The following is a 17,857-nucleotide window of genomic DNA, read 5'->3' as shown; positions in this document are numbered from 1 at the left end:
AACGATAGGAAGAGAGGCACAAGGTCATGAGGCTGGAGGGAAAAACCGCAATCGTCACCGGCGGCGCATCGGGGTTCGGAGCGGGGATCGCCGCCAAGTTCATCGCCGAGGGCGCGCGGGTCATGGTCGCCGACATCCACCACGAAGCGGCCCGAACCATGGCCGAGAACCTTGGCCCCGACGCCACGGCGGTGCATGTCGACGTGGCCGATGGCGCGTCGGTGCAGGACATGGCCGACGCGGCGCTGCGCTGGTTCGGGCATCTCGACATTCTGGTCAACAATGCCGGTATCACCCATCTGCCGACGCCGCTGGAGGATGTCAGCGAGCAGGACTTCGACCGTGTATTCAAAGTGAACATGAAATCGGTTTATCTGACCGCGCGCGCGCTGGTGCCGCATATGAAAAACCGCGGCTCGGGCGCCATTCTCAATGTCGCCTCAACCGCCGGGCTGTCGCCGCGGCCGAAGCTGAACTGGTACAATGCCTCCAAGGGCTGGATGATCACCGCGACCAAGACCATGGCGGTCGAGCTTGCACCGTCAGGCGTCCGGGTCAATGCGATCTGCCCGGTGGCCGGGGAAACCCCGCTGCTGAAGTCATTTCTGGGCGAGGATACGCCCGAGATGCGCGCGAAATTTCTGGCGACCATCCCGTTGGGCCGGTTTTCCACCCCAGAGGACATGGCCAACGCCGCCTGTTTCCTGTGCTCGGACGAGGCCGGCATGGTGACCGGCGTGGCGATGGAGGTTGACGGGGGACGCTGCATCTGAAGCGTCCCCACCCATTCCATCCGAGTTACCCGAACGCATTGGAACAAAGACCGCCATGACGCCAGGCCCCCGAAATCTCATCACCGACGTCCCCGGCCTCAGGGTTGGAAACGCGCAGGACGATGCGCTGAAATCAGGATCGACAGTTCTGATCGGCGAGAAGGCCCTGACCGGGTCTTACTGCGTCATGGGCGGGGCGCCCGGCACGCGCGAGACCGACCTGCTGGAGGCCGACAAAATGGTGACGCAGATCGATGCGGTGGTTCTGTCCGGCGGATCGACCTATGGGCTGGATGCCGCCTCGGGCGTGGTTGCGGGCTTGCGCGAGCAGGGGCGCGGACTTCCGCTGCACAATCTGCGAATCCCGCTGGTGCCCGCCGCAATCATTTTCGACCTGCTCAATGGCGGGCAGAAGGACTGGCAGGACAACCCCTATCCGGCCCTTGGCCGCGAGGCGTTGAGAACCGCGCGTACCGAATTCGAAATCGGCAGCGCCGGCGCCGGGATGGGGGCATTGACCGGAACCGAAAAGGGCGGGTTGGGGTCGGCCTCGCTGGTGCTGGACTCCGGCATAACCGTCGGTGCGCTGGTCGCGGCCAACCCGGTCGGCAATGTCACCACGCCGGGCGGACGGCATTTCTGGGCCGCGCCGTTCGAAGTCGGGGATGAGTTCGGCGGGCTTGGCCCCGATCCGCGCCCGGGGCTGGGGCGCGACTTTACCAGCCTGAAAACTGCGGCGTTCGAACGGCTGGCCAACACGACCATCGGTATTGTCGCAACCGATGCCCAGCTGACCAAGGCGCAGGCAAAGCGCATTGCCACGGCAGCGCATGACGGTATCGCGCGCGCCATCGTCCCGTCCCATTTGCCGAATGATGGCGATCTTATCTTTGCGGTTTCGACCAATGACCGCCAGGCTACGGACGCTGCGCGCGACATGCTGCAGATCGGACATGCCGCCGCGCTTTGCGTCGCGCGCGCAATTGCGCGCGCAGTTTATCACGCGACACCCGCAAACGGAGATCTTATCCCTTGCTGGTCATCCAGAGCGGGCGGCGAATGACCACGATTGCCCGAAGGGTGCGACACAGATGCCGGTACACATCGCCGCGCAGGTTGACTATGCCATCTGACAGCGTTCCTTTTGGGACAGCCGAACCAAATCTGGAGACTCTGCTATGAACCGTATTCTTGCCACCGCCTTTGTCGGCCTTCTGGCCGCGCCCGCCTTTGCCGAAGGCGACGCCGCTGCGGGTGAAAAAGAATTCAAGAAGTGCAAAGCTTGCCACATGATCCAACCTGCGGATGGCGAAGCAATCGTGAAAGGCGGCAAAACCGGCCCCAACCTTTATGGTATCGCCGGGCGGACCGCAGGAACCGTAGAAGGCTTCAAGTATGGCGAAAGCATCGTCGAAGCCGGCGAAAAGGGCCTGGTCTGGGACGAAGCGACTTTCACTGAATACACGACGGACCCCAAAGGTTTCCTGCAAACCTATCTCGACGACACTTCGGCCAAGTCGAAGATGACCTTCAAGCTGAAGAAGGGCAACGCAGACGTCTTTGCCTATCTGCAAAGTGTGACAACCGAATAAGGCGGCCCCCCGTTTCCCGGAAAGGCCGCAGCACCCCCTGCGGCCTTTCGTGCGATTGCAAGGCGCGCAAAACAGCGCCACTTTGCCAGGGCGGATGGTTCAAACGGCCATATCCAGCCTGAAAAAAACACAAGAACAGAGCCAGCCCGGCAACCCTAAGCCCGTCACCGCTGCAAGCTCGGCAGAACGGCAACAGGAGAGTTTGACATGGGAGTCACGATACCGGCATGGATCGACGGCGAACTGGTGCCGGTCGACAAGCTGGAAGCCCACGAAAAGGGCCTCAAGCACAAGGCGGTGTCGGTTTTTGTGGTGAGCGGCACGGAAATCCTGATGCAGCGCCGGGCGCTCGGCAAGTATCACACGCCCGGTCTGTGGGCCAATACCTGCTGCACCCATCCCGACTGGGACGAGACCTCGTCCGCCTGCGCCGTGCGCCGGATGAAGGAAGAATTGGGAATCACCGGGCTTTACCCCGAATACAGGCACCGGCTGGAATACCATGCCGATGTCGGCAACGACATGGTCGAAAACGAGGTGGTCGATGTGTTCCTCGCCCATTCCCGCGGACCGCTGGCGGTCGAGCCGAATCCGGATGAGGTGATGGATACCCGCTGGGTCGACTATCACGATCTGCTGGCCGAAGTGCACCGCCACCCCGACCGGTTCACCCCGTGGCTGAAAATCTATCTGCACAACCATGCCGACACGATCTTTGGGCCCGACCTGATCATCTCGGCCAAGTCCTGAGGCTTGCGCCCCGCCCTGCCACCTGCTTCTTTGAGCGCAGCACAGGGAGAGACGAGATGACGGTCGTTATCGCAGGCGGTGGTATCGCGGGACTGAGCCTGGGGCTGACGCTGCATCAGATCGGTGTGCCCTTTCGCATTTTCGAAGCCACGCGCAATATCCGCCCGCTGGGCGTGGGCATCAACCTGCAACCCAATGCAGTGCGTGAACTGCTTGACCTCGGCCTGGGCGATGAACTGGACGCGATTGCTGTCCGCACCCGGCAATACGGGTTCTATTCCAAGCTTGGCAAAACAATCTGGGAAGAGCCGCGCGGGACCTGGGCGGGCTATGCCTGGCCGCAATATTCGGTGCATCGGGGACTGTTGCAGATGATGCTCTATCACGCGCTGGTGGAGCGTGCGGGGGAAAGGTGTATCGAAACCGGAGCGCGGGCGGTGGGGTTTGACGGCGCCGCGCTGCTGCTGGCGGATGGGCGGAGGGTCGAAGGGACGTTGCTGATCGCCGCAGACGGTATTCACTCGGCCATCCGGGCGCAGATGTATCCGGATGAGGGTGCGCCGATCTGGAACGGGCGGGTGCTGTGGCGCGCCACCACCCGTGCGCCGGCCTATTTCGGCGGAGCGGCGATGGTGATGATCGGTCATGACGATCTGCGCCTGGTGGCCTATCCAATCTCGGATACCGGTGAGGGCGGTATCGCCGAGATCAACTGGATCGCCGAAAAGCGGTTTCCGCTGGATGCGGTATGGAAGAAAGAAGACTGGAACCGCGCCGCTGACATCAACGATTTCCTGCCGGAATTCGAGGATTGGGTGTTTGACTGGATCGACGTGCCGGGGCTGATCCGGGGGGCGGATGAGGTTTTCGAATATCCGATGGTTGACCGCGATCCGCTTGCGCACTGGACACATGGCCCGGTGACGTTAATGGGGGACGCGGCGCATCCGACCTATCCGGTGGGATCGAACGGGGCCAGTCAGGCCATTGTCGACGCGCGGACAATCGGGGCGCGGATGGTGGAGCATGGTGTGACCCCACGGGCGCTGGACGCCTATGAAGCCGAAATGCGCCCGATCACCACCGCCGTGGGTCAGGCCAACCGCGCCGGCGGCGGCCCCGATGGGGTACTGCAACGGGTCGAGGATCTGTGCGGCGGCGATTTCGACGACATCGGGCAGGTCATCCCCCACGCCGAGCTTGCGGCGCATGCGGAGAAATACAAATCCATCGCGGGATTTTCGATAGCGGATCTTAACGCGCGACCGAGAACCGTTCCCGAAGGCGCCAGGGTTGGTGAATAGGTTCAATCGTTATATTTCGGGATCAAACCAGCAACGCGGGACGAAGCGACGATTGGACTTTTGCATCCAAACGCCGCTTCCGGAACAAGGCCTCAGAGACTGACCCGGAAACACCGGGCACAATACGGGTCACACATTCACTAAGGCTCCTGATCAATCCGTTGCGAAGCAGTAAAATAGACCCGCCCCGCCCGAACGCGGCAGATGCTCTTCTCCGCAACCGCGCGAGCCGTGCGATGAGTTCCAGGACACCATGTTTCGGGCATCGTTGAGACCTGCACGGTCATGGTGCCCGACAATCGCAGACCCGTCTTCACTATTCGAGGTCCAGTTGCTGCATGTCGTGTCGCCACCGGCCGTCGAGAAGTACCCGGCGGAATCGGAGCCGGTCAGAATGTCATGTTTGTTCGGCTGACTGCCACGTCCATTGACAGGGTTACCATTTTCGTCGAGCGCGGTCTGTAGATTAATGTTCACACCCTCGCTGTGCAGATCTTCGACGTTGTTGGCGATGAGCTCTCCATTGGCATTGTGCCAAGGACCCGATCCGATCCGGTCGCGTGCAGAAATGCCATTGGTGATTGTCATCGGGTCGGTGCTGCGATCAATGGACATTGAGGTGCTCAGATAGGCCGCAAATGTTTTGGAAGAACCGGCAGCCGAGGCAAGCGCATTGCAATGCGCGTCGGCGCCATCGAGCCCGCCCAGATTGGCACCGTCCCCCTTGCCCACACTGGTGATGAAGAACGACATCTCCTCGCTTCCCGATTGCGCCTGTGCGGTCGCCGCGAAACAGCAGATTACAAGCGCTGCGAACCCATGAGTGGCTATTCTCTTGGTGAATTTCGACATGTGCGTTTCCCTTCATGCTATACGGTCACCGATGCTAGTAGCATGTTCTGGCTGGGTCCACGGGATTGCGCTCACGAATTGGAGAACACAGCAGCGAAGACTACGAATTGCGTGCCGAAGGACTATTGGTTGCACTGAAGTGGTTGCTGACTTTCGCCACCTCCGCTGAAAATAAAAAATTGGGTTCAAAACATAACTCGATCCCAAAGACTAGAACATCATCGCCGCCTGAACTGCCTTCTGCCAACGGGCATAGGCCGCGTCGCTGTCGCTTTCGGCCATTTCCGGTTCGAACCGGCGGTCCAGCGCCCAGTTGGCGGCAAAGCCTGCCTGATCGGGATAGACACCCGCCCGCATCCCCGCCAGCCACGCCGCGCCAAGTGCGGTGGTTTCCTGCATCACCGGCCGGTCCACAGGGGCGCCCAGCAGGTCGGACAGGCCCTGCATTGCCCAGTCCGAGGCGCTCATGCCGCCGTCGACGCGCAGGATCACATCCGCATCCCTCCCCCAGTCGCCCTGCATGGCCTGCCACAGATCGCGGGTCTGATAGGCGATGCTTTCCAGCGTGGCGCGGGAGATCTCTGCCCGCCCGGAATTGCGGGTCAGGCCGAACATTGCGCCCCGGCAGTCGGGGTTCCAATAGGGCGCTCCGAGACCGGTGAATGCGGGCACTAGCATCACCTGCTGCGTCGGGTCGGCCCGTGCCGCCAGTTCGCCGCTTTCAGCGGCGTTGTCAATGATCCGCAGGGCGTCGCGCAACCATTGCACCGCCGCTCCGGCGATGAAGATCGACCCTTCCAGCGCATAGGTCCGCTGCCCCTCCAATTGATAGGCGATAGTGGTCAGCAGGCGGTTTTTCGATGTGACCGGTTCGGCACCCGTGTTCAGCAGGGCAAAACAGCCGGTGCCATAAGTCGATTTCATCATGCCCGGCGCAAAGCAGGCCTGCCCGATGGTCGCCGCCTGCTGATCGCCCGCAACGCCCAGAATCGGAATCTCGCCGCCCAACAGGGTCGTGTGGCCGAAATCGGATGCACAGTCGTGAACCTGCGGCAGCATTGCCTGAGGGATGTCGAGCAGGTCGCAGATTTCGGTGCTCCATACGCCCTGGTGGATGTCGAACAGCAGGGTGCGGGCGGCGTTGGTGGCGTCGGTTGCGTGCGTCCGGCCCTCGGTCAGCCGCCAGATCAGGAAGCTGTCGATGGTGCCGAACAGAAGCCCGCCCTTTTCGGCCCGTTCGCGCGCACCGGGGATGGTGTCGAGGATCCATTTCACCTTGGTGCCCGAGAAATAGGGGTCCAGAAGCAGACCGGTCTGGGCGGTGACATCATCCTCACATCCCGCCCGCCGCAGCCGGTCGCACATCACCGCCGTGCGTCGGTCCTGCCAGACGATGGCCCGGTGAACCGGTTCGCCAGTCGCCTTGTCCCAGACAACCGTGGTCTCGCGCTGATTGGTGATCCCGATCCCGGCAAGTTGTGCGGGGGTGACGCCGAGTTCGTCCATCACCTGGCGGCAAGTTTTCAGAACGCTGTCCCAAATCTCGCCAGCGTCATGTTCGACCCAGCCCTCCTGCGGGAAATATTGGCTGAACTCAACCTGAGCGGTGGCGGCCCGTCGCATGTCCCGGTCGAACAATATGGCTCTTGTGGATGTCGTTCCCTGGTCGATGGCCATGACATAGGTCATCGGCACCCTCCCCTTTTCGCTTTTGGAAAGGACACTAGACCGAAGCGGCGGGGCTGCGCCAGACCGGAGTTCAGAGGGCCGGAATTTCGATATTGTCGATCAGGCGGATGCCGTCGACCCAACCGGCCGCGAACAGGCGCGCGGGTTCGGAAGGGTAATCCAGCGCCGCCAGGGTCTCGGCGCTGCGCAACTCGATATATTCGATTTGAGCAAACCCCGCGTCGAGCAATTCGGCAGTCCCGGCCTTGGCCAGGGGCGCGAAATGCTGGCCGTGCGCCAGAGCGTCCGCGACCGATTGCATGACCCGGTTCAGCCGGGCGGCCACGATCAGCCCCTGATCGGACAGACGCAGGTTGCGCGAGGACATGGCCAGCCCCGACGATTCCCGCACGGTTGGGCAACCAACCACGTCAATGGGGATATCCAGATCGCGCGCCATGCGGCGGACGACCATCAGCTGCTGAAAGTCCTTTTCGCCGAAAAAGGCCCGGCTAGCCTGCGTCTGAAGAAACAGCTTGGCCACCACGGTGGCGACGCCGTCGAAATGGCCGGGGCGGAATTCGCCTTCCATAACGTCGGTCAGACCGGAGACCGAGACGTTGGTGGCAAATCCCCGAGGATAGATCTCGTCCGGATCGGGCACATAGATCGCGTCGACGCCGAAAGGGGCGAGCTTTTCTGCATCCTGCACCTCGGTGCGGGGGTAATTCGCCAGATCCTCGGGGTTGTTGAACTGCTTGGGGTTCACGAAAATCGTCACGATCACCCGGTCGCATTCGGCCCGCGCGGCCCCGGCCAGCGACAAATGCCCCTGATGCAGCGCCCCCATGGTGGGCACGACGCCTATGGTCTCGCCCGCACGCATCCAGGCTGCCGTTCTGGCGCGCAGATCCGCCAACCGGCGCAGAATTGGGGCTGTCATGTCGAAGGACCTTTCTTCGGGGCCTGATTGGCAAACACATGCTCATCAGCCGGAAAGCTGCGAGCGCGCACTTCGGCGGCATATTCGGCGATGGCCGCCTCGGCCTGTGGGCCAAGTTCGGCATAGCGCTTGACGAATTTCGGCTTGAACGCGGTGAAAAAGCCCAACATGTCATCCACCACCAAAATCTGGCCGTCACATCCGGCCGAGGCGCCTATGCCGATGGTCGGGATCGGTATCTCGGCTGTGACCCGGTCGGCCAGCGCCTGCGGCACCTTTTCCAGAACGACCGAGAACGCCCCGGCCTCGGCCACGGCGTGGGCGTCGGCCAGCACGGCCTGTGCCTGTTCGTCGCGGCCCTGCACCTTGTAGCCCCCCAACGTGTTGATCGATTGCGGTGTCAGACCGATATGCGCCATCACCGGGATGCCCCGCTGCACCAGAAAGCGGATGGTTTCGGCCATCTCGACCCCGCCCTCCAGCTTGACCGCCCCGGCACCGGTTTCAGCCATCAGCCGCGCGGCGTTGCGAAACGCATGCGCCGGGCTTTCCTCGTAGCTGGCGAACGGCATGTCGATGACCATCATTGCGTGATCCAGCCCGCGCGCGACCGCCTGCCCGTGCAGGATCATCATCTCCATCGTCACGCCAAGGGTCGAGGTCAGCCCATGCAGCACCATGCCGACGCTGTCCCCCACCAGAACGAAATCGCAATGCGCATCCATCAGCCGCGCCATCGGCGTGGTATAGGCGGTCAGGCTGACCAGCGGCGCGCCGCCCTTTCGGGCGCGAATATCCTCGGCGTTGGGGGCTTTCTTGCGTGCGGTTGCGCTCATCTTTGATCCTGCGGGCTGAATTCGCTGCAGCGCGGCATAGCAGATGGGGCGTTTCAAAGAAAGAGTTTTGCGCCAACATTCCCTTGATTGACCCAAGGTTTGAGGGGAGATTGATAGTCAAATAGCCGGACTCGAGTGCCCGGGCATTTGAAAAAAGGGGAGAGTTTTCATGGGACAACCGATGTTTCGCGCATTCGCATCCGCGATGGCGCTGGGGGCCAGCGTGTTTGCAACGCAGGGTTGGGCGCAATCCGACATCACCATTGCGATACAGCTTGAACCGCCGCATCTGGACCCGACCAGCGCCGCCGCGCAGGCCATCGACTCGGTGGTGTACACGAACGTGTTCGAAGGGCTGACCCGGTTCAAGGGCGACGGTTCGATCGTGCCTGGGCTGGCGGAAAGCTGGGAGATCTCGGACGACGGAACGGTCTATACTTTCAAGCTCAACGACGGCGTAACGTTCCATGACGGCACCACGATGGATGCCGAAGACGTCAAGTTCAGCCTTGATCGCGCCCGCGCCGAAGACAGCGCCAACGCGCAAAAGGCGCTTTTTGCCGGGATTACGAATGTCGAGGTTGTCGACCCGCTGACCGTAAGGGTGACGCTGGACGGCCCGAACGGAAATTTCCTGTTCAACATGGCCTGGGGCGACGCGGTGATCGTCGCGCCCGAGAGCATTGAGACCATCAAGACCAACCCGGTCGGCACCGGCGCATACAAATTCGGTGAATGGGTGCAGGGAGACCGGATCACGCTGGAGCGCAATCCCGATTATTGGGGCGCGCAACCGGCGCTGGAGAAAGCGACGTTCAAATTCATCTCGGACCCGACCGCCGCCTTTGCGGCAGTGATGGCCGAGGATGTGGATGCTTTCGAAAACTTCCCCGCTCCTGAAAACCTGCCGCAATTCGAAGCGGACCAGAGGTTTCAGGTTCTGATCGGATCGACCGAGGGCGAGACAATCCTGTCAACCAATAACAAGAAACCGCCATTTGACGACATTCGCGTACGTCAGGCCATTGCTCATGCCATTGACCGGCAGGCCATCATCGATGGCGCAATGTTCGGCTATGGCACACCAATCGGCACCCATTTCGCGCCGCATAATCCGGCCTATGTCGATCTGACGGGCAATTCAAACTATGACCCGGACAAGGCAAAGGCCCTGTTGGCAGAGGCCGGCTTTGCCGATGGCTTTGAAACCACCCTGCACCTGCCGCCGCCCTCTTATGCCCGCCGCGGCGGCGAGATCGTCGCCTCGCAACTGGCCGAGGTCGGCATCAAAGCCGAGATCATCAATGTGGAATGGGCGCAATGGCTGGAAAGCGTGTTCAAGGGCAAGGATTTCGGCCTGACCATCGTCAGCCATACCGAACCGATGGATATCGGTATCTATGCCCGACCTGATTACTATTTCCAGTATGACAATCCCGAATTCCAGGCCCTGATGGAGACCCTGAACAAGACGACCGATCCGGATGAGCGCACGAAACTGCTGGGCGATGCACAGCGGATGATCTCCGAAGATTATGTGAACGGCTATCTGTTCCAGTTCGCCAAAACGGGCGTGGCGAAAGCAGGCGTGCAGGGATTGTGGATCAATTCGCCCACGGCCGCGATTGACCTGACCGAGATCTTTTGGACCGAGTAGCAGAGATACCGCAAAGCCGCCCGACGGGGTTTTGCAGTATCCATACCTTTGTTGGTGGTTTGAGTATGAATATTCCTGATACCTTTCGGCATCTCATCTGCCTGGTCATTCTGTCCCTTTCTGGCCTGTTTGGCGCCAGCACTCCGGTCAGCGCGCAAAACGAGCTGACCGGAAATCTGGAAGCCGTCGGCGGGGTGCCGCAAAACCCGCTTGACGTGGGCATCGGCATCAGGATCGACCAGATCGTCGATGTCGATCAGAAAGCCGAAAACTATTCCGCGGTCGCGGTTATCCGGGCCGAATGGATCGATCCCGCCCTGGCATTCGACGCGGAAGAGTTCGGGCGCGAGGTTCGGGTATTCAGACCTGATGCGCTGGCGGAATATGCCAATACCTCCGGTGCGGTCATCCCGGTTTTCGTGATCGAGAACCAGCAATCGAACCGCTGGATTCACCAATCCGCCGCTGGCGTTCGTTCCGACGGCAGCGTGGTCTATGTCGAAAAATCCTCGCTGACGCTGCAGGCCCCGTATTTCGATTTCAGGAAATACCCGTTCGACAGGCAGCGGTTTCAGTTCGAAGTCGGTTCGGTTCTGCCCAGCAGCTTCGTAACCTATCACCCGCTGAACGACTATTCCGGGCTGGGCGATTTGCTGGGCGAAGAAGAGTGGATTCTAGACAACGCGCACCTGATCAAGACCAATGTCCAGGGGATTTCGGGGATGGACAGCGATCAGATCACGCTGGTGTTCGAAGGAACGAGGCACATCACCTATTACCTAATAAGGGTGTTTCTTCCGATGCTGGTGCTGATCACGGTGAGCTGGTCGGTCTTCTTTCTCGACGAGTACCGAAAGCGGATCGAAATTTCAGGAGCAAACCTGCTGGTCTTTGTCGCATTCAACTGGGCGATCTCGGCGGATTTGCCAAAGCTGGGTTATCTGACCTTTCTCGATTTCATCCTGCAGTGGATGTTCCTGGCCACCGGTGCGATCATCGTCTTCAATGTGGTGCTGCGCAAACTCAAGCTGTCCGGGCGTGAGACTCTGGCCCGGACGCTCGACAATTACGCACTGAAGTGGATTTATCCCATTGGCTATGCCGCCATTGTCGGCTTTGCCGTTCTCAAGTATCTGGTCGCACCTTAGACGCTGGACCCGAACGAAAACCACGCCTAACGTGGCGCTGATGCTGCGCTATGCCCTCAAACGCCTGACCTCGCTGATCCTGAGTCTGGTGGTCGCCTCTGTCGTCATCTTTGCGGTGATCGAGGTGGCGCCGGGCGATCCGGCGTCATTCATGCTGGGGGTCAATGCGCAGCCCGACACGCTGGCCGCGCTGCGCGCCGAGCTGGGCCTGGATGTGCCCAGGGTCGAAAGGTATTTCAACTGGGCCGGCGGCATGCTGATGGGGGATTTCGGCACGTCCTACACCTATCGCACACCGGTCTCGGACATGATCGCGGACCGGCTGTGGGTATCGCTGCCGCTGGCGCTGTTCGCATTGACACTGTCGACAGCCATCGCGTTTCCGGCCGGTATCTTTGCCGCCGCCCGACGCGGCCGGGCCGGCGATATGGCGGTGATGGGGGCGACCCAGCTTGGTATCGCGGTGCCGAATTTCTGGTTCGCGATGATGTTGGTGCTGATCTTTGCCATCAACCTGCGTTGGTTCAATGCGGGCGGGTTCGCCGGCTGGGAAAGCGGGGTCTGGGCGGGCCTGCATTCGCTGACCCTGCCCGCCATCGCGCTGGCTCTGCCGCAAGCGGCAATTCTGGCGCGGGTCATGCGGTCATCGCTGCTGGATATACTGGGCGAGGATTTCATGCGCACCGCGCGCGCCAAGGGCCTTTCCCGCCGTCAGGCGCTGTGGCGGCACGGGGTGCGCAACGCGCTGATCCCGGTGCTGACCATCATCGGGCTGCAATTCTCGTTCCTGCTGGCGGGATCGATCATCATCGAACAGGTGTTCTATTTGCCCGGTCTGGGGCGGCTGGTGTTTCAGGCCATCTCGGCCCGCGACCTGATCGTGGTGGAATCGGTCGTCATGCTGCTGGTCTTTGCAGTGATCACGGTGAATTTTCTGGTCGATCTGGCCTATGCCGCCGTCGATCCGCGCCTGAGGAGCCGGACATGAGCCGCAATCTGATCCTGGGCGCGGGCCTGTCCTCGCTGGTGGTGCTGGCGGCGCTGCTGTCGTTTGTCTGGACGCCCCATGATCATGCGGCGCTGAACATCCCCGGAAAACTGCAGCCCCCCAACGTGCAGCACTGGTTCGGAACGGACCATTTCGGGCGGGACATGTTCTCGATGATCATGGTGGGCGCGCGCACCTCTATCGCCGTAGCGCTGGTCGCGGTAGGTATCGGCATGGGCTTTGGCGTGCCGCTGGGCCTGACGGCGGCGGCGCGCAAGGGAACGTGGCTGGACGAGGTGATCATGCGCGGCAACGATCTGGTCTTTGCCTTTCCATCGTTGATCATTGCAATCCTGATCACCGCCGTGTTCGGTGCGGGAGCGGTGAACGCCATCATCGCCATCGGCATCTTCAACATCCCCGTCTTCGCCCGCATCACCCGTGGCGCGGCGCTGTCCTTGTGGGAGCGCGAATTCATCATGGCCGCCCGGGTTGCCGGAAAGGGAGCGGCGCGGATATCGGCGGAACACATTCTGCCCAACGTCGCGAACCTGCTGATCGTGCAGGGCACCATCCAGTTCAGTTTGGGCATTCTCGCCGAGGCGGGGCTCAGCTATGTCGGGCTCGGCGCGCAGCCGCCGACGCCAAGCTGGGGACGGATGCTGGCGGATGCGCAGACCATGGTCAGTTTTGCCCCGCATCTGGCGCTGATCCCCGGCCTTGCGATCATCCTGACGGTGCTGGGGCTGAACCTGATGGGTGACGGGCTGCGCGACTGGCTTGACCCGCGTATCCGGGTGGCCCGCGCATGAGCCTGCTGCAGATCGACAACCTGTCGCTTTCAATCCATGGCGCGCCCATCCTGAAGGATGTGAGCCTGGCGATCAAACCAGGAGAGATTGCGGCCATCACCGGTGAAAGCGGGTCGGGCAAGTCGATGACCGCGCTCGCGGTCATGCAGCTTTTGCCGAATGGCGCCGATGCGACCGGATCGATCCTGCTGGACGGGCAGGAGTTGCTTGGCCGCTCCGAAGCCGAGATGTGCCGCCTGCGCGGCGCGGCGGTCGGAATGGTGTTTCAGGAACCGATGACGGCACTCAACCCGGTCAGGACCATCGGCGATCAGGTGATGGAAACGATCCTGATCCACAGGGCGATGACGCCCGAAAGGGCGGAAAAGCGCGCGCGCGAGGTGCTGACGCGCGTGGGTCTGCCGCCCGACCGGTTTCCGCTTGGTCGCTTTCCCCACGAACTGTCGGGCGGACAGCGCCAGCGGGTGGTGATCGCGATGGCTATCGCGTTGCAACCCAGGCTGCTGATCGCGGACGAGCCGACCACCGCGCTCGACGTGACCACGCAGGCGCAAATCCTCGACCTGCTGAAAGGTCTGGTGTCGGAATTCGGCATGGGCCTTCTGATGATCACCCACGATCTGGCCGTGGTCGCGGACATGGCCGACCGGATCGTGGTCATGCGCCAGGGCGAAGTAGTGGAAAGCAACACCACCCGCCGCTTGCTGACAGATATGCGCCACCCCTATACCCGTATGCTGTTCGAGGCGTCGGGCCATCAGGTTGTCCTGCCTGAATCCCGGGCGCCGGGGCCGCTTCTGTCGGTCGCCGAAGCCGTCCGTGACTATCGCCTGCCGCGCACCCGCCTGTTTGGCAAACCAATGCATCACCGTGCGGTGGATCACGTCAGTTTCACTCTGCACCGGGGCGAACGTCTGGGGCTGGTGGGCGAATCCGGATGTGGTAAATCGACCCTGACACGGGCCATTCTGGGGCTGGAAGAGGTCCAGCGGGGCCATATCCTGCTGGACGGGCAGCCGGTGTTCAGCGGCAACAAACCCAATCTTGCGGTGCGCCGCAAGATGCAGGTCGTGTTTCAGGATCCGTTCGGCAGCTTCAACCCCCGCCACAGGGTCGCGCGCCTGATTGCCGAGCCGCTTCACCTGCTGAAAACCCCTCCGGCCGGATCGGAGCGCGCCGACCGGGTCGCCGAAATGCTGACCGCCGTGGGCCTGAGACCTGAAGACGCGGGCAAATACATCCACGAATTTTCCGGTGGACAGCGCCAGCGCATCGCCATTGCGCGGGCGTTGATCATCCGTCCGGAACTGATCCTGTTCGATGAGGCAGTCTCTGCCCTCGACGTATCCGTCCGCGCCCGGATTCTCGACCTGTTGGCCGAACTGTGCGACGCCTATGACCTGAGCTATCTGTTCATCAGCCATGACCTGAGCGTGGTGCGCACGATCACCGACAGGGTGCTGGTCATGAAAGCCGGCCGGATCGTCGAAGAAGGTGAAACCGAACGTGTGCTGACCGACCCCCAGCACCCCTATACCGAAGCGCTGATCGCCGCGGCCCCCCGTTTGCCAAACATTCGATGGGGAACGGCATGACCGGGGCTGGCCAACAACCGACGCGAACAGCCTTGCAAGAAAACCTGTTCGCAAAACGAAGAAAAGGACCCGCGCCATGAGTGACGCAATCTGGTTTGATCCCGGCCTCTGCCTGATCGGCGGCGTCTGGCAACCTGCGGCATCGGGTGACACCCTGCCGTTGATCAACCCCTCAGACGGGTCCGAAATCTTCCGGATCGCCCGCGGCGGCACCGGGGACATCGACAAAGCGGTCCAGGCGGCACAAACCGCTCTCGAAGGCGCGTGGGGCCGCATGAGCGCGCTGGAGAGGGGGCGCATTCTGACACGGCTGGGGCAACTGGTGCTGGAACGCGTCGAAGACCTGGCCGCGCTTGAGGCGGCGGATGTCGGCAAACCCCTGACGCAGGCGCGGGCCGATGCGATGGCGCTGGCGCGGTATTGCGAGTTCTATGGCGGCGCTGCGGACAAAGTGACGGGCGAAACCATTCCCTATCTCGACGGATACACCGTCTATACCCTGCGCGAACCGCACGGGGTGACCGGGCATATCGTGCCCTGGAACTATCCAATGCAGATCATCGGCCGGTCGGTCGGCGCGGCGTTGGCGATGGGCAATGCCTGCGTCCTGAAACCCGCCGAAGAGGCCTGTCTGACCGCGCTGGCCTTTGCTCATCTGGCAGCCGAGGCCGGGCTGCCCGCAGGCGCGCTGAACGTGGTTCCCGGCCTCGGGGCCGAGGCCGGGGCGGCGCTGTCGGGACATCCGGGCGTGCATCACGTCTCGTTCACCGGCTCGGTCGCCACCGGCGCGCAGGTCGCACAGGCCGCCGGGCGCAACGTGGTGCCGGTGACGCTGGAGCTGGGCGGGAAATCCCCGCAACTGGTGTTCGACGATACCGATCTGGACGCCGCCCTGCCCTTTCTGGTCAATGCCGGTATCCAGAACGCAGGCCAGACCTGTTCCGCTTCGTCACGCATCCTTGCCCAACGCGGTATCTATGATCAGGTCAGGGCGCGCATGGCAGAGGCGTATCAGCAATTGACCGTTGGCCCCGCCACCGACGACCTGCGCGTGGGGCCGCTGATTTCGGCCCGCCAGAAGGACATAGTCGAGGGCTTTCTGGCCCGTGGGGCGGATCTGACCATGGCCGCCCAGGGGCAGATCGTCGGCCACGCGCCGAAATCCGGCGCCTATGTGCCACCCACCTTGTTTGCCGATGTCCCACCAGATCACAGTCTGGCACAGGACGAGGTGTTCGGGCCGGTTCAGGTGTTGATCCCCTTCGAGACCGAAGAGGAAGCCATCAACATCGCCAACGGCACCGATTACGGGCTGGTCGCCAGCATCTGGACTCGCGACGGCGCGCGGCAGATGCGTCTGGCCAAACGGCTGCGCTCGGGCCAGGTGTTCGTCAACAATTATGGCGCGGGCGGCGGTGTGGAACTGCCGTTCGGTGGCGTCGGCAAGTCGGGCCATGGGCGCGAGAAAGGATTCGAGGCGCTTTACGGTTTTTCCCAGCTGAAAACGGTGGCAGCCTATCATGGCTAGAATCGGAGTGTTTCTGTCGCTCGTCATCGTTGCCGCCGTCGCCGCCGGGGCGTTCGGCGCACTGCACAATCAGGTCACCTATTCGGTCGGGCCGGACTATTTTCATCACTTCAAGTTCCTTCAGTTCGCCATCCCCGCCGATACTCCGCCGCGCATAGGGGCCGCGATCGTCGGCTGGCAGGCAAGCTGGTGGATGGGGGTTCTGGTGGGTTCGCCGCCCTTTCTGCTGGGTCTGCTGCTGCTGTCCTCGGCAAGGGAATATTGGTCGGCGGGGTTGCGCGCGACATTCGCGGTTCTGCTTGCCGCCTCGCTGGCCGCCGGCATCGGCTGGGTCTTCGGACTGATGGTTGTGGATGCCGAGACCGCGGCGCAGATGCAATTGCCCGGCCACTTCACCGACCCGGTCGGTTTCCTGCGCGCCGGTGTGATGCATGACGCAAGCTATATCGGCGGGTTCATTGGCGTCTTTGCGGCCATATGGATCGTGTTCCGGGCGTCAAGGCATCCGAGATGAGCGCCGGGCGGGACAACGTGGCGCTGGCCATCGCTTTGTCGCTGCTTGCCCTTGTCCTGTTCGACTTCATGGGGCTGATCATCAAGTACCTGTCGCCCCGCTATACCGCGGCGGAGCTTTCGGCCTATCGCAATTTCTTCGGCATCTTCCCGGCACTGATTGCCCTGTGGTCTTCGCCGGCATGGCGGAAAGGCGGGCGGCTCTGGAAGATCCGCCAATGGAAGCTGGGATTGATGCGGGGGATCTACGTAACCTTCGCCCAGTTCCTGTTCTACTATTCGCTGGGCAAGCTGGCCTTTGCCACCGCGACAACGATCACCTATTCCAATGCGGTTTTCATGACCGCACTTGCCGTACCGATGCTGGGGGAACGCGTCGGCGTCATTCGCTGGACAGCCGTCCTGATCGGCTTTGCCGGGGTGATCCTGGTGATGAAACCCGGGAGCGATACGTTTTCGCTGGATGCGGCCGCCCCTTTGGGTGCCGCGTTCCTGTACGCGCTGACCGGAGTTTCGGCGCGGTTGATGGACAGGGATGTGCCCAGCCCGCTTGTGAACCTCTATTCGGCGGTTGCCGCCCTGATGGGCGCCACGGTTCTTGCCCTCATCGCAGGCGGGTTTTCTCCGATCGGGCAATTTCTGGACTTCTTCTGGATCATCGCGATGGGGACATTCGGCGGCACCGCCGTTATTTGCCTGGTCATATCCTACCGGATGACGGAGCAAAGCAACCTGGCCCCGTTCAGCTATTTCGGTATCCCCATCGCGTTCATCGCGGGGTGGCTGGTGTTTGACGAGACACCGTGGTCAGACCTTTTCCCAGGCGCGCTGTTCATTGCCGCCGGAGGATTGATGGTGATCTGGCGCGAGCGGCGCATGCGCCGCAAACCGGTCTGAC

At 62.1% G+C, this 17,857-nt stretch carries 17 protein-coding genes; 13 read left to right on the top strand and 4 right to left on the bottom strand.

What is annotated here, in order from left to right; genetic code table 11:
* Positions 1-26: 26 nt before the first annotated feature.
* From ACR0AO_RS11690 to ACR0AO_RS11670, 5 genes are all read left to right on the top strand, one after another.
* Positions 27-773: an SDR family oxidoreductase gene (locus ACR0AO_RS11690; RefSeq protein ID WP_480603596.1), complete on the top strand. Its 747-nt coding sequence runs from the start codon at positions 27-29 to the stop codon at positions 771-773.
* 55 nt (positions 774-828) lie between these two features.
* Positions 829-1,836, top strand: coding sequence for a P1 family peptidase (locus ACR0AO_RS11685; RefSeq protein WP_480603595.1), 1,008 nt, complete (start codon positions 829-831; stop codon positions 1,834-1,836).
* Positions 1,837-1,951: 115 nt separating this feature from the next.
* On the top strand, positions 1,952-2,365 hold the full coding sequence (locus ACR0AO_RS11680) for a c-type cytochrome (protein WP_480603593.1): 414 nt from the start codon (positions 1,952-1,954) through the stop codon (positions 2,363-2,365).
* Positions 2,366-2,572: 207 nt separating this feature from the next.
* The gene (gene idi, locus ACR0AO_RS11675) at positions 2,573-3,115 is read left to right on the top strand and encodes an isopentenyl-diphosphate Delta-isomerase (RefSeq protein WP_480603591.1); all 543 of its coding nucleotides are present in this window, start codon (positions 2,573-2,575) and stop codon (positions 3,113-3,115) included.
* Positions 3,116-3,171: 56 nt separating this feature from the next.
* The gene (locus ACR0AO_RS11670) at positions 3,172-4,419 is read left to right on the top strand and encodes a flavin-dependent oxidoreductase (protein WP_480603589.1); all 1,248 of its coding nucleotides are present in this window, start codon (positions 3,172-3,174) and stop codon (positions 4,417-4,419) included.
* Between the two features lie 153 nt (positions 4,420-4,572).
* On the opposite strand, the gene ACR0AO_RS11665 is transcribed toward ACR0AO_RS11670, so the two are convergent.
* The 4 genes from ACR0AO_RS11665 to panB form a co-directional block, all read right to left on the bottom strand.
* On the bottom strand, positions 4,573-5,271 hold the full coding sequence (locus tag ACR0AO_RS11665; protein WP_480603587.1) for a hypothetical protein: 699 nt from the start codon (positions 5,269-5,271) through the stop codon (positions 4,573-4,575).
* A gap of 210 nt (positions 5,272-5,481) precedes the next feature.
* Positions 5,482-6,960 carry a glycerol kinase GlpK gene (gene glpK / locus ACR0AO_RS11660; RefSeq protein ID WP_480603585.1) on the bottom strand — a complete coding sequence of 493 codons (1,479 nt, stop codon included), beginning with the start codon at positions 6,958-6,960 and terminating at the stop codon, positions 5,482-5,484.
* A 70-nt stretch (positions 6,961-7,030) separates the two neighbouring features.
* Positions 7,031-7,882, bottom strand: a complete 852-nt coding sequence (gene panC / locus ACR0AO_RS11655) for a pantoate--beta-alanine ligase (RefSeq protein ID WP_480603584.1) — start codon at positions 7,880-7,882, stop codon at positions 7,031-7,033.
* The gene (gene panB, locus ACR0AO_RS11650; protein WP_480603582.1) at positions 7,879-8,718 is read right to left on the bottom strand and encodes a 3-methyl-2-oxobutanoate hydroxymethyltransferase; all 840 of its coding nucleotides are present in this window, start codon (positions 8,716-8,718) and stop codon (positions 7,879-7,881) included. The genes panC and panB overlap by 4 nt, the downstream gene beginning before the upstream one ends.
* A 169-nt stretch (positions 8,719-8,887) precedes the next feature.
* Here panB and ACR0AO_RS11645 point away from each other — a divergent pair, with 169 nt between their 5' ends.
* The 8 genes from ACR0AO_RS11645 to ACR0AO_RS11610 all read left to right on the top strand — a co-directional run bounded on the left by ACR0AO_RS11645 (position 8,888) and on the right by ACR0AO_RS11610 (position 17,856).
* Positions 8,888-10,375, top strand: a complete 1,488-nt coding sequence (locus ACR0AO_RS11645; protein ID WP_480603580.1) for an ABC transporter substrate-binding protein — start codon at positions 8,888-8,890, stop codon at positions 10,373-10,375.
* Positions 10,376-10,440: 65 nt separating this feature from the next.
* Entirely contained in the window at positions 10,441-11,523 is a 1,083-nt protein-coding gene (locus ACR0AO_RS11640) for a ligand-gated ion channel (RefSeq protein WP_480603578.1), read from the top strand.
* Between the two features lie 40 nt (positions 11,524-11,563).
* The gene (locus tag ACR0AO_RS11635; protein WP_480603576.1) at positions 11,564-12,511 is read left to right on the top strand and encodes an ABC transporter permease; all 948 of its coding nucleotides are present in this window, start codon (positions 11,564-11,566) and stop codon (positions 12,509-12,511) included.
* Positions 12,508-13,323, top strand: a complete 816-nt coding sequence (locus tag ACR0AO_RS11630; RefSeq protein ID WP_480603574.1) for an ABC transporter permease — start codon at positions 12,508-12,510, stop codon at positions 13,321-13,323. The genes ACR0AO_RS11635 and ACR0AO_RS11630 overlap by 4 nt, the downstream gene beginning before the upstream one ends.
* Positions 13,320-14,918, top strand: coding sequence for an ABC transporter ATP-binding protein (locus ACR0AO_RS11625; RefSeq protein ID WP_480603573.1), 1,599 nt, complete (start codon positions 13,320-13,322; stop codon positions 14,916-14,918). The genes ACR0AO_RS11630 and ACR0AO_RS11625 overlap by 4 nt, the downstream gene beginning before the upstream one ends.
* Positions 14,919-14,994: 76 nt before the next feature.
* Positions 14,995-16,446 (top strand): aldehyde dehydrogenase family protein, encoded by a 1,452-nt coding sequence (locus ACR0AO_RS11620; RefSeq protein WP_480603572.1) that lies wholly within the window; start codon positions 14,995-14,997, stop codon positions 16,444-16,446.
* A complete protein-coding gene (locus ACR0AO_RS11615; protein ID WP_480603570.1) occupies positions 16,439-16,960 on the top strand; it encodes a hypothetical protein in 522 nt (173 codons plus the stop codon). Before ACR0AO_RS11620 ends, ACR0AO_RS11615 begins: the two co-directional genes overlap by 8 nt.
* Positions 16,924-17,856 carry a DMT family transporter gene (locus ACR0AO_RS11610; protein ID WP_480603568.1) on the top strand — a complete coding sequence of 311 codons (933 nt, stop codon included), beginning with the start codon at positions 16,924-16,926 and terminating at the stop codon, positions 17,854-17,856. Before ACR0AO_RS11615 ends, ACR0AO_RS11610 begins: the two co-directional genes overlap by 37 nt.
* Position 17,857: the final 1 nt, after the last annotated feature.

The sequence above is a fragment of the Ruegeria sp. AF8 genome (assembly GCF_056541825.1).
Note: the sequence above shows the minus strand (reverse complement) of the source record. Positions and strands in the feature narration are given on the sequence as shown.

Coding starts and splice junctions, on each gene's coding strand:
- idi (WP_480603591.1), top strand. CDS start 2,573: ATGGGAGTCACGATACCGGCATGGATCGACGGCGAACTGGTGCCGGTC.
- panB (WP_480603582.1), bottom strand. CDS start 8,718: ATGAGCGCAACCGCACGCAAGAAAGCCCCCAACGCCGAGGATATTCGC.
- ACR0AO_RS11665 (WP_480603587.1), bottom strand. CDS start 5,271: ATGTCGAAATTCACCAAGAGAATAGCCACTCATGGGTTCGCAGCGCTT.
- ACR0AO_RS11625 (WP_480603573.1), top strand. CDS start 13,320: ATGAGCCTGCTGCAGATCGACAACCTGTCGCTTTCAATCCATGGCGCG.
- ACR0AO_RS11610 (WP_480603568.1), top strand. CDS start 16,924: ATGGATCGTGTTCCGGGCGTCAAGGCATCCGAGATGAGCGCCGGGCGG.
- ACR0AO_RS11615 (WP_480603570.1), top strand. CDS start 16,439: ATGGCTAGAATCGGAGTGTTTCTGTCGCTCGTCATCGTTGCCGCCGTC.
- ACR0AO_RS11645 (WP_480603580.1), top strand. CDS start 8,888: ATGGGACAACCGATGTTTCGCGCATTCGCATCCGCGATGGCGCTGGGG.
- ACR0AO_RS11685 (WP_480603595.1), top strand. CDS start 829: ATGACGCCAGGCCCCCGAAATCTCATCACCGACGTCCCCGGCCTCAGG.
- ACR0AO_RS11670 (WP_480603589.1), top strand. CDS start 3,172: ATGACGGTCGTTATCGCAGGCGGTGGTATCGCGGGACTGAGCCTGGGG.
- ACR0AO_RS11630 (WP_480603574.1), top strand. CDS start 12,508: ATGAGCCGCAATCTGATCCTGGGCGCGGGCCTGTCCTCGCTGGTGGTG.
- glpK (WP_480603585.1), bottom strand. CDS start 6,960: ATGACCTATGTCATGGCCATCGACCAGGGAACGACATCCACAAGAGCC.
- panC (WP_480603584.1), bottom strand. CDS start 7,882: ATGACAGCCCCAATTCTGCGCCGGTTGGCGGATCTGCGCGCCAGAACG.
- ACR0AO_RS11680 (WP_480603593.1), top strand. CDS start 1,952: ATGAACCGTATTCTTGCCACCGCCTTTGTCGGCCTTCTGGCCGCGCCC.
- ACR0AO_RS11635 (WP_480603576.1), top strand. CDS start 11,564: ATGCTGCGCTATGCCCTCAAACGCCTGACCTCGCTGATCCTGAGTCTG.
- ACR0AO_RS11620 (WP_480603572.1), top strand. CDS start 14,995: ATGAGTGACGCAATCTGGTTTGATCCCGGCCTCTGCCTGATCGGCGGC.
- ACR0AO_RS11690 (WP_480603596.1), top strand. CDS start 27: ATGAGGCTGGAGGGAAAAACCGCAATCGTCACCGGCGGCGCATCGGGG.
- ACR0AO_RS11640 (WP_480603578.1), top strand. CDS start 10,441: ATGAATATTCCTGATACCTTTCGGCATCTCATCTGCCTGGTCATTCTG.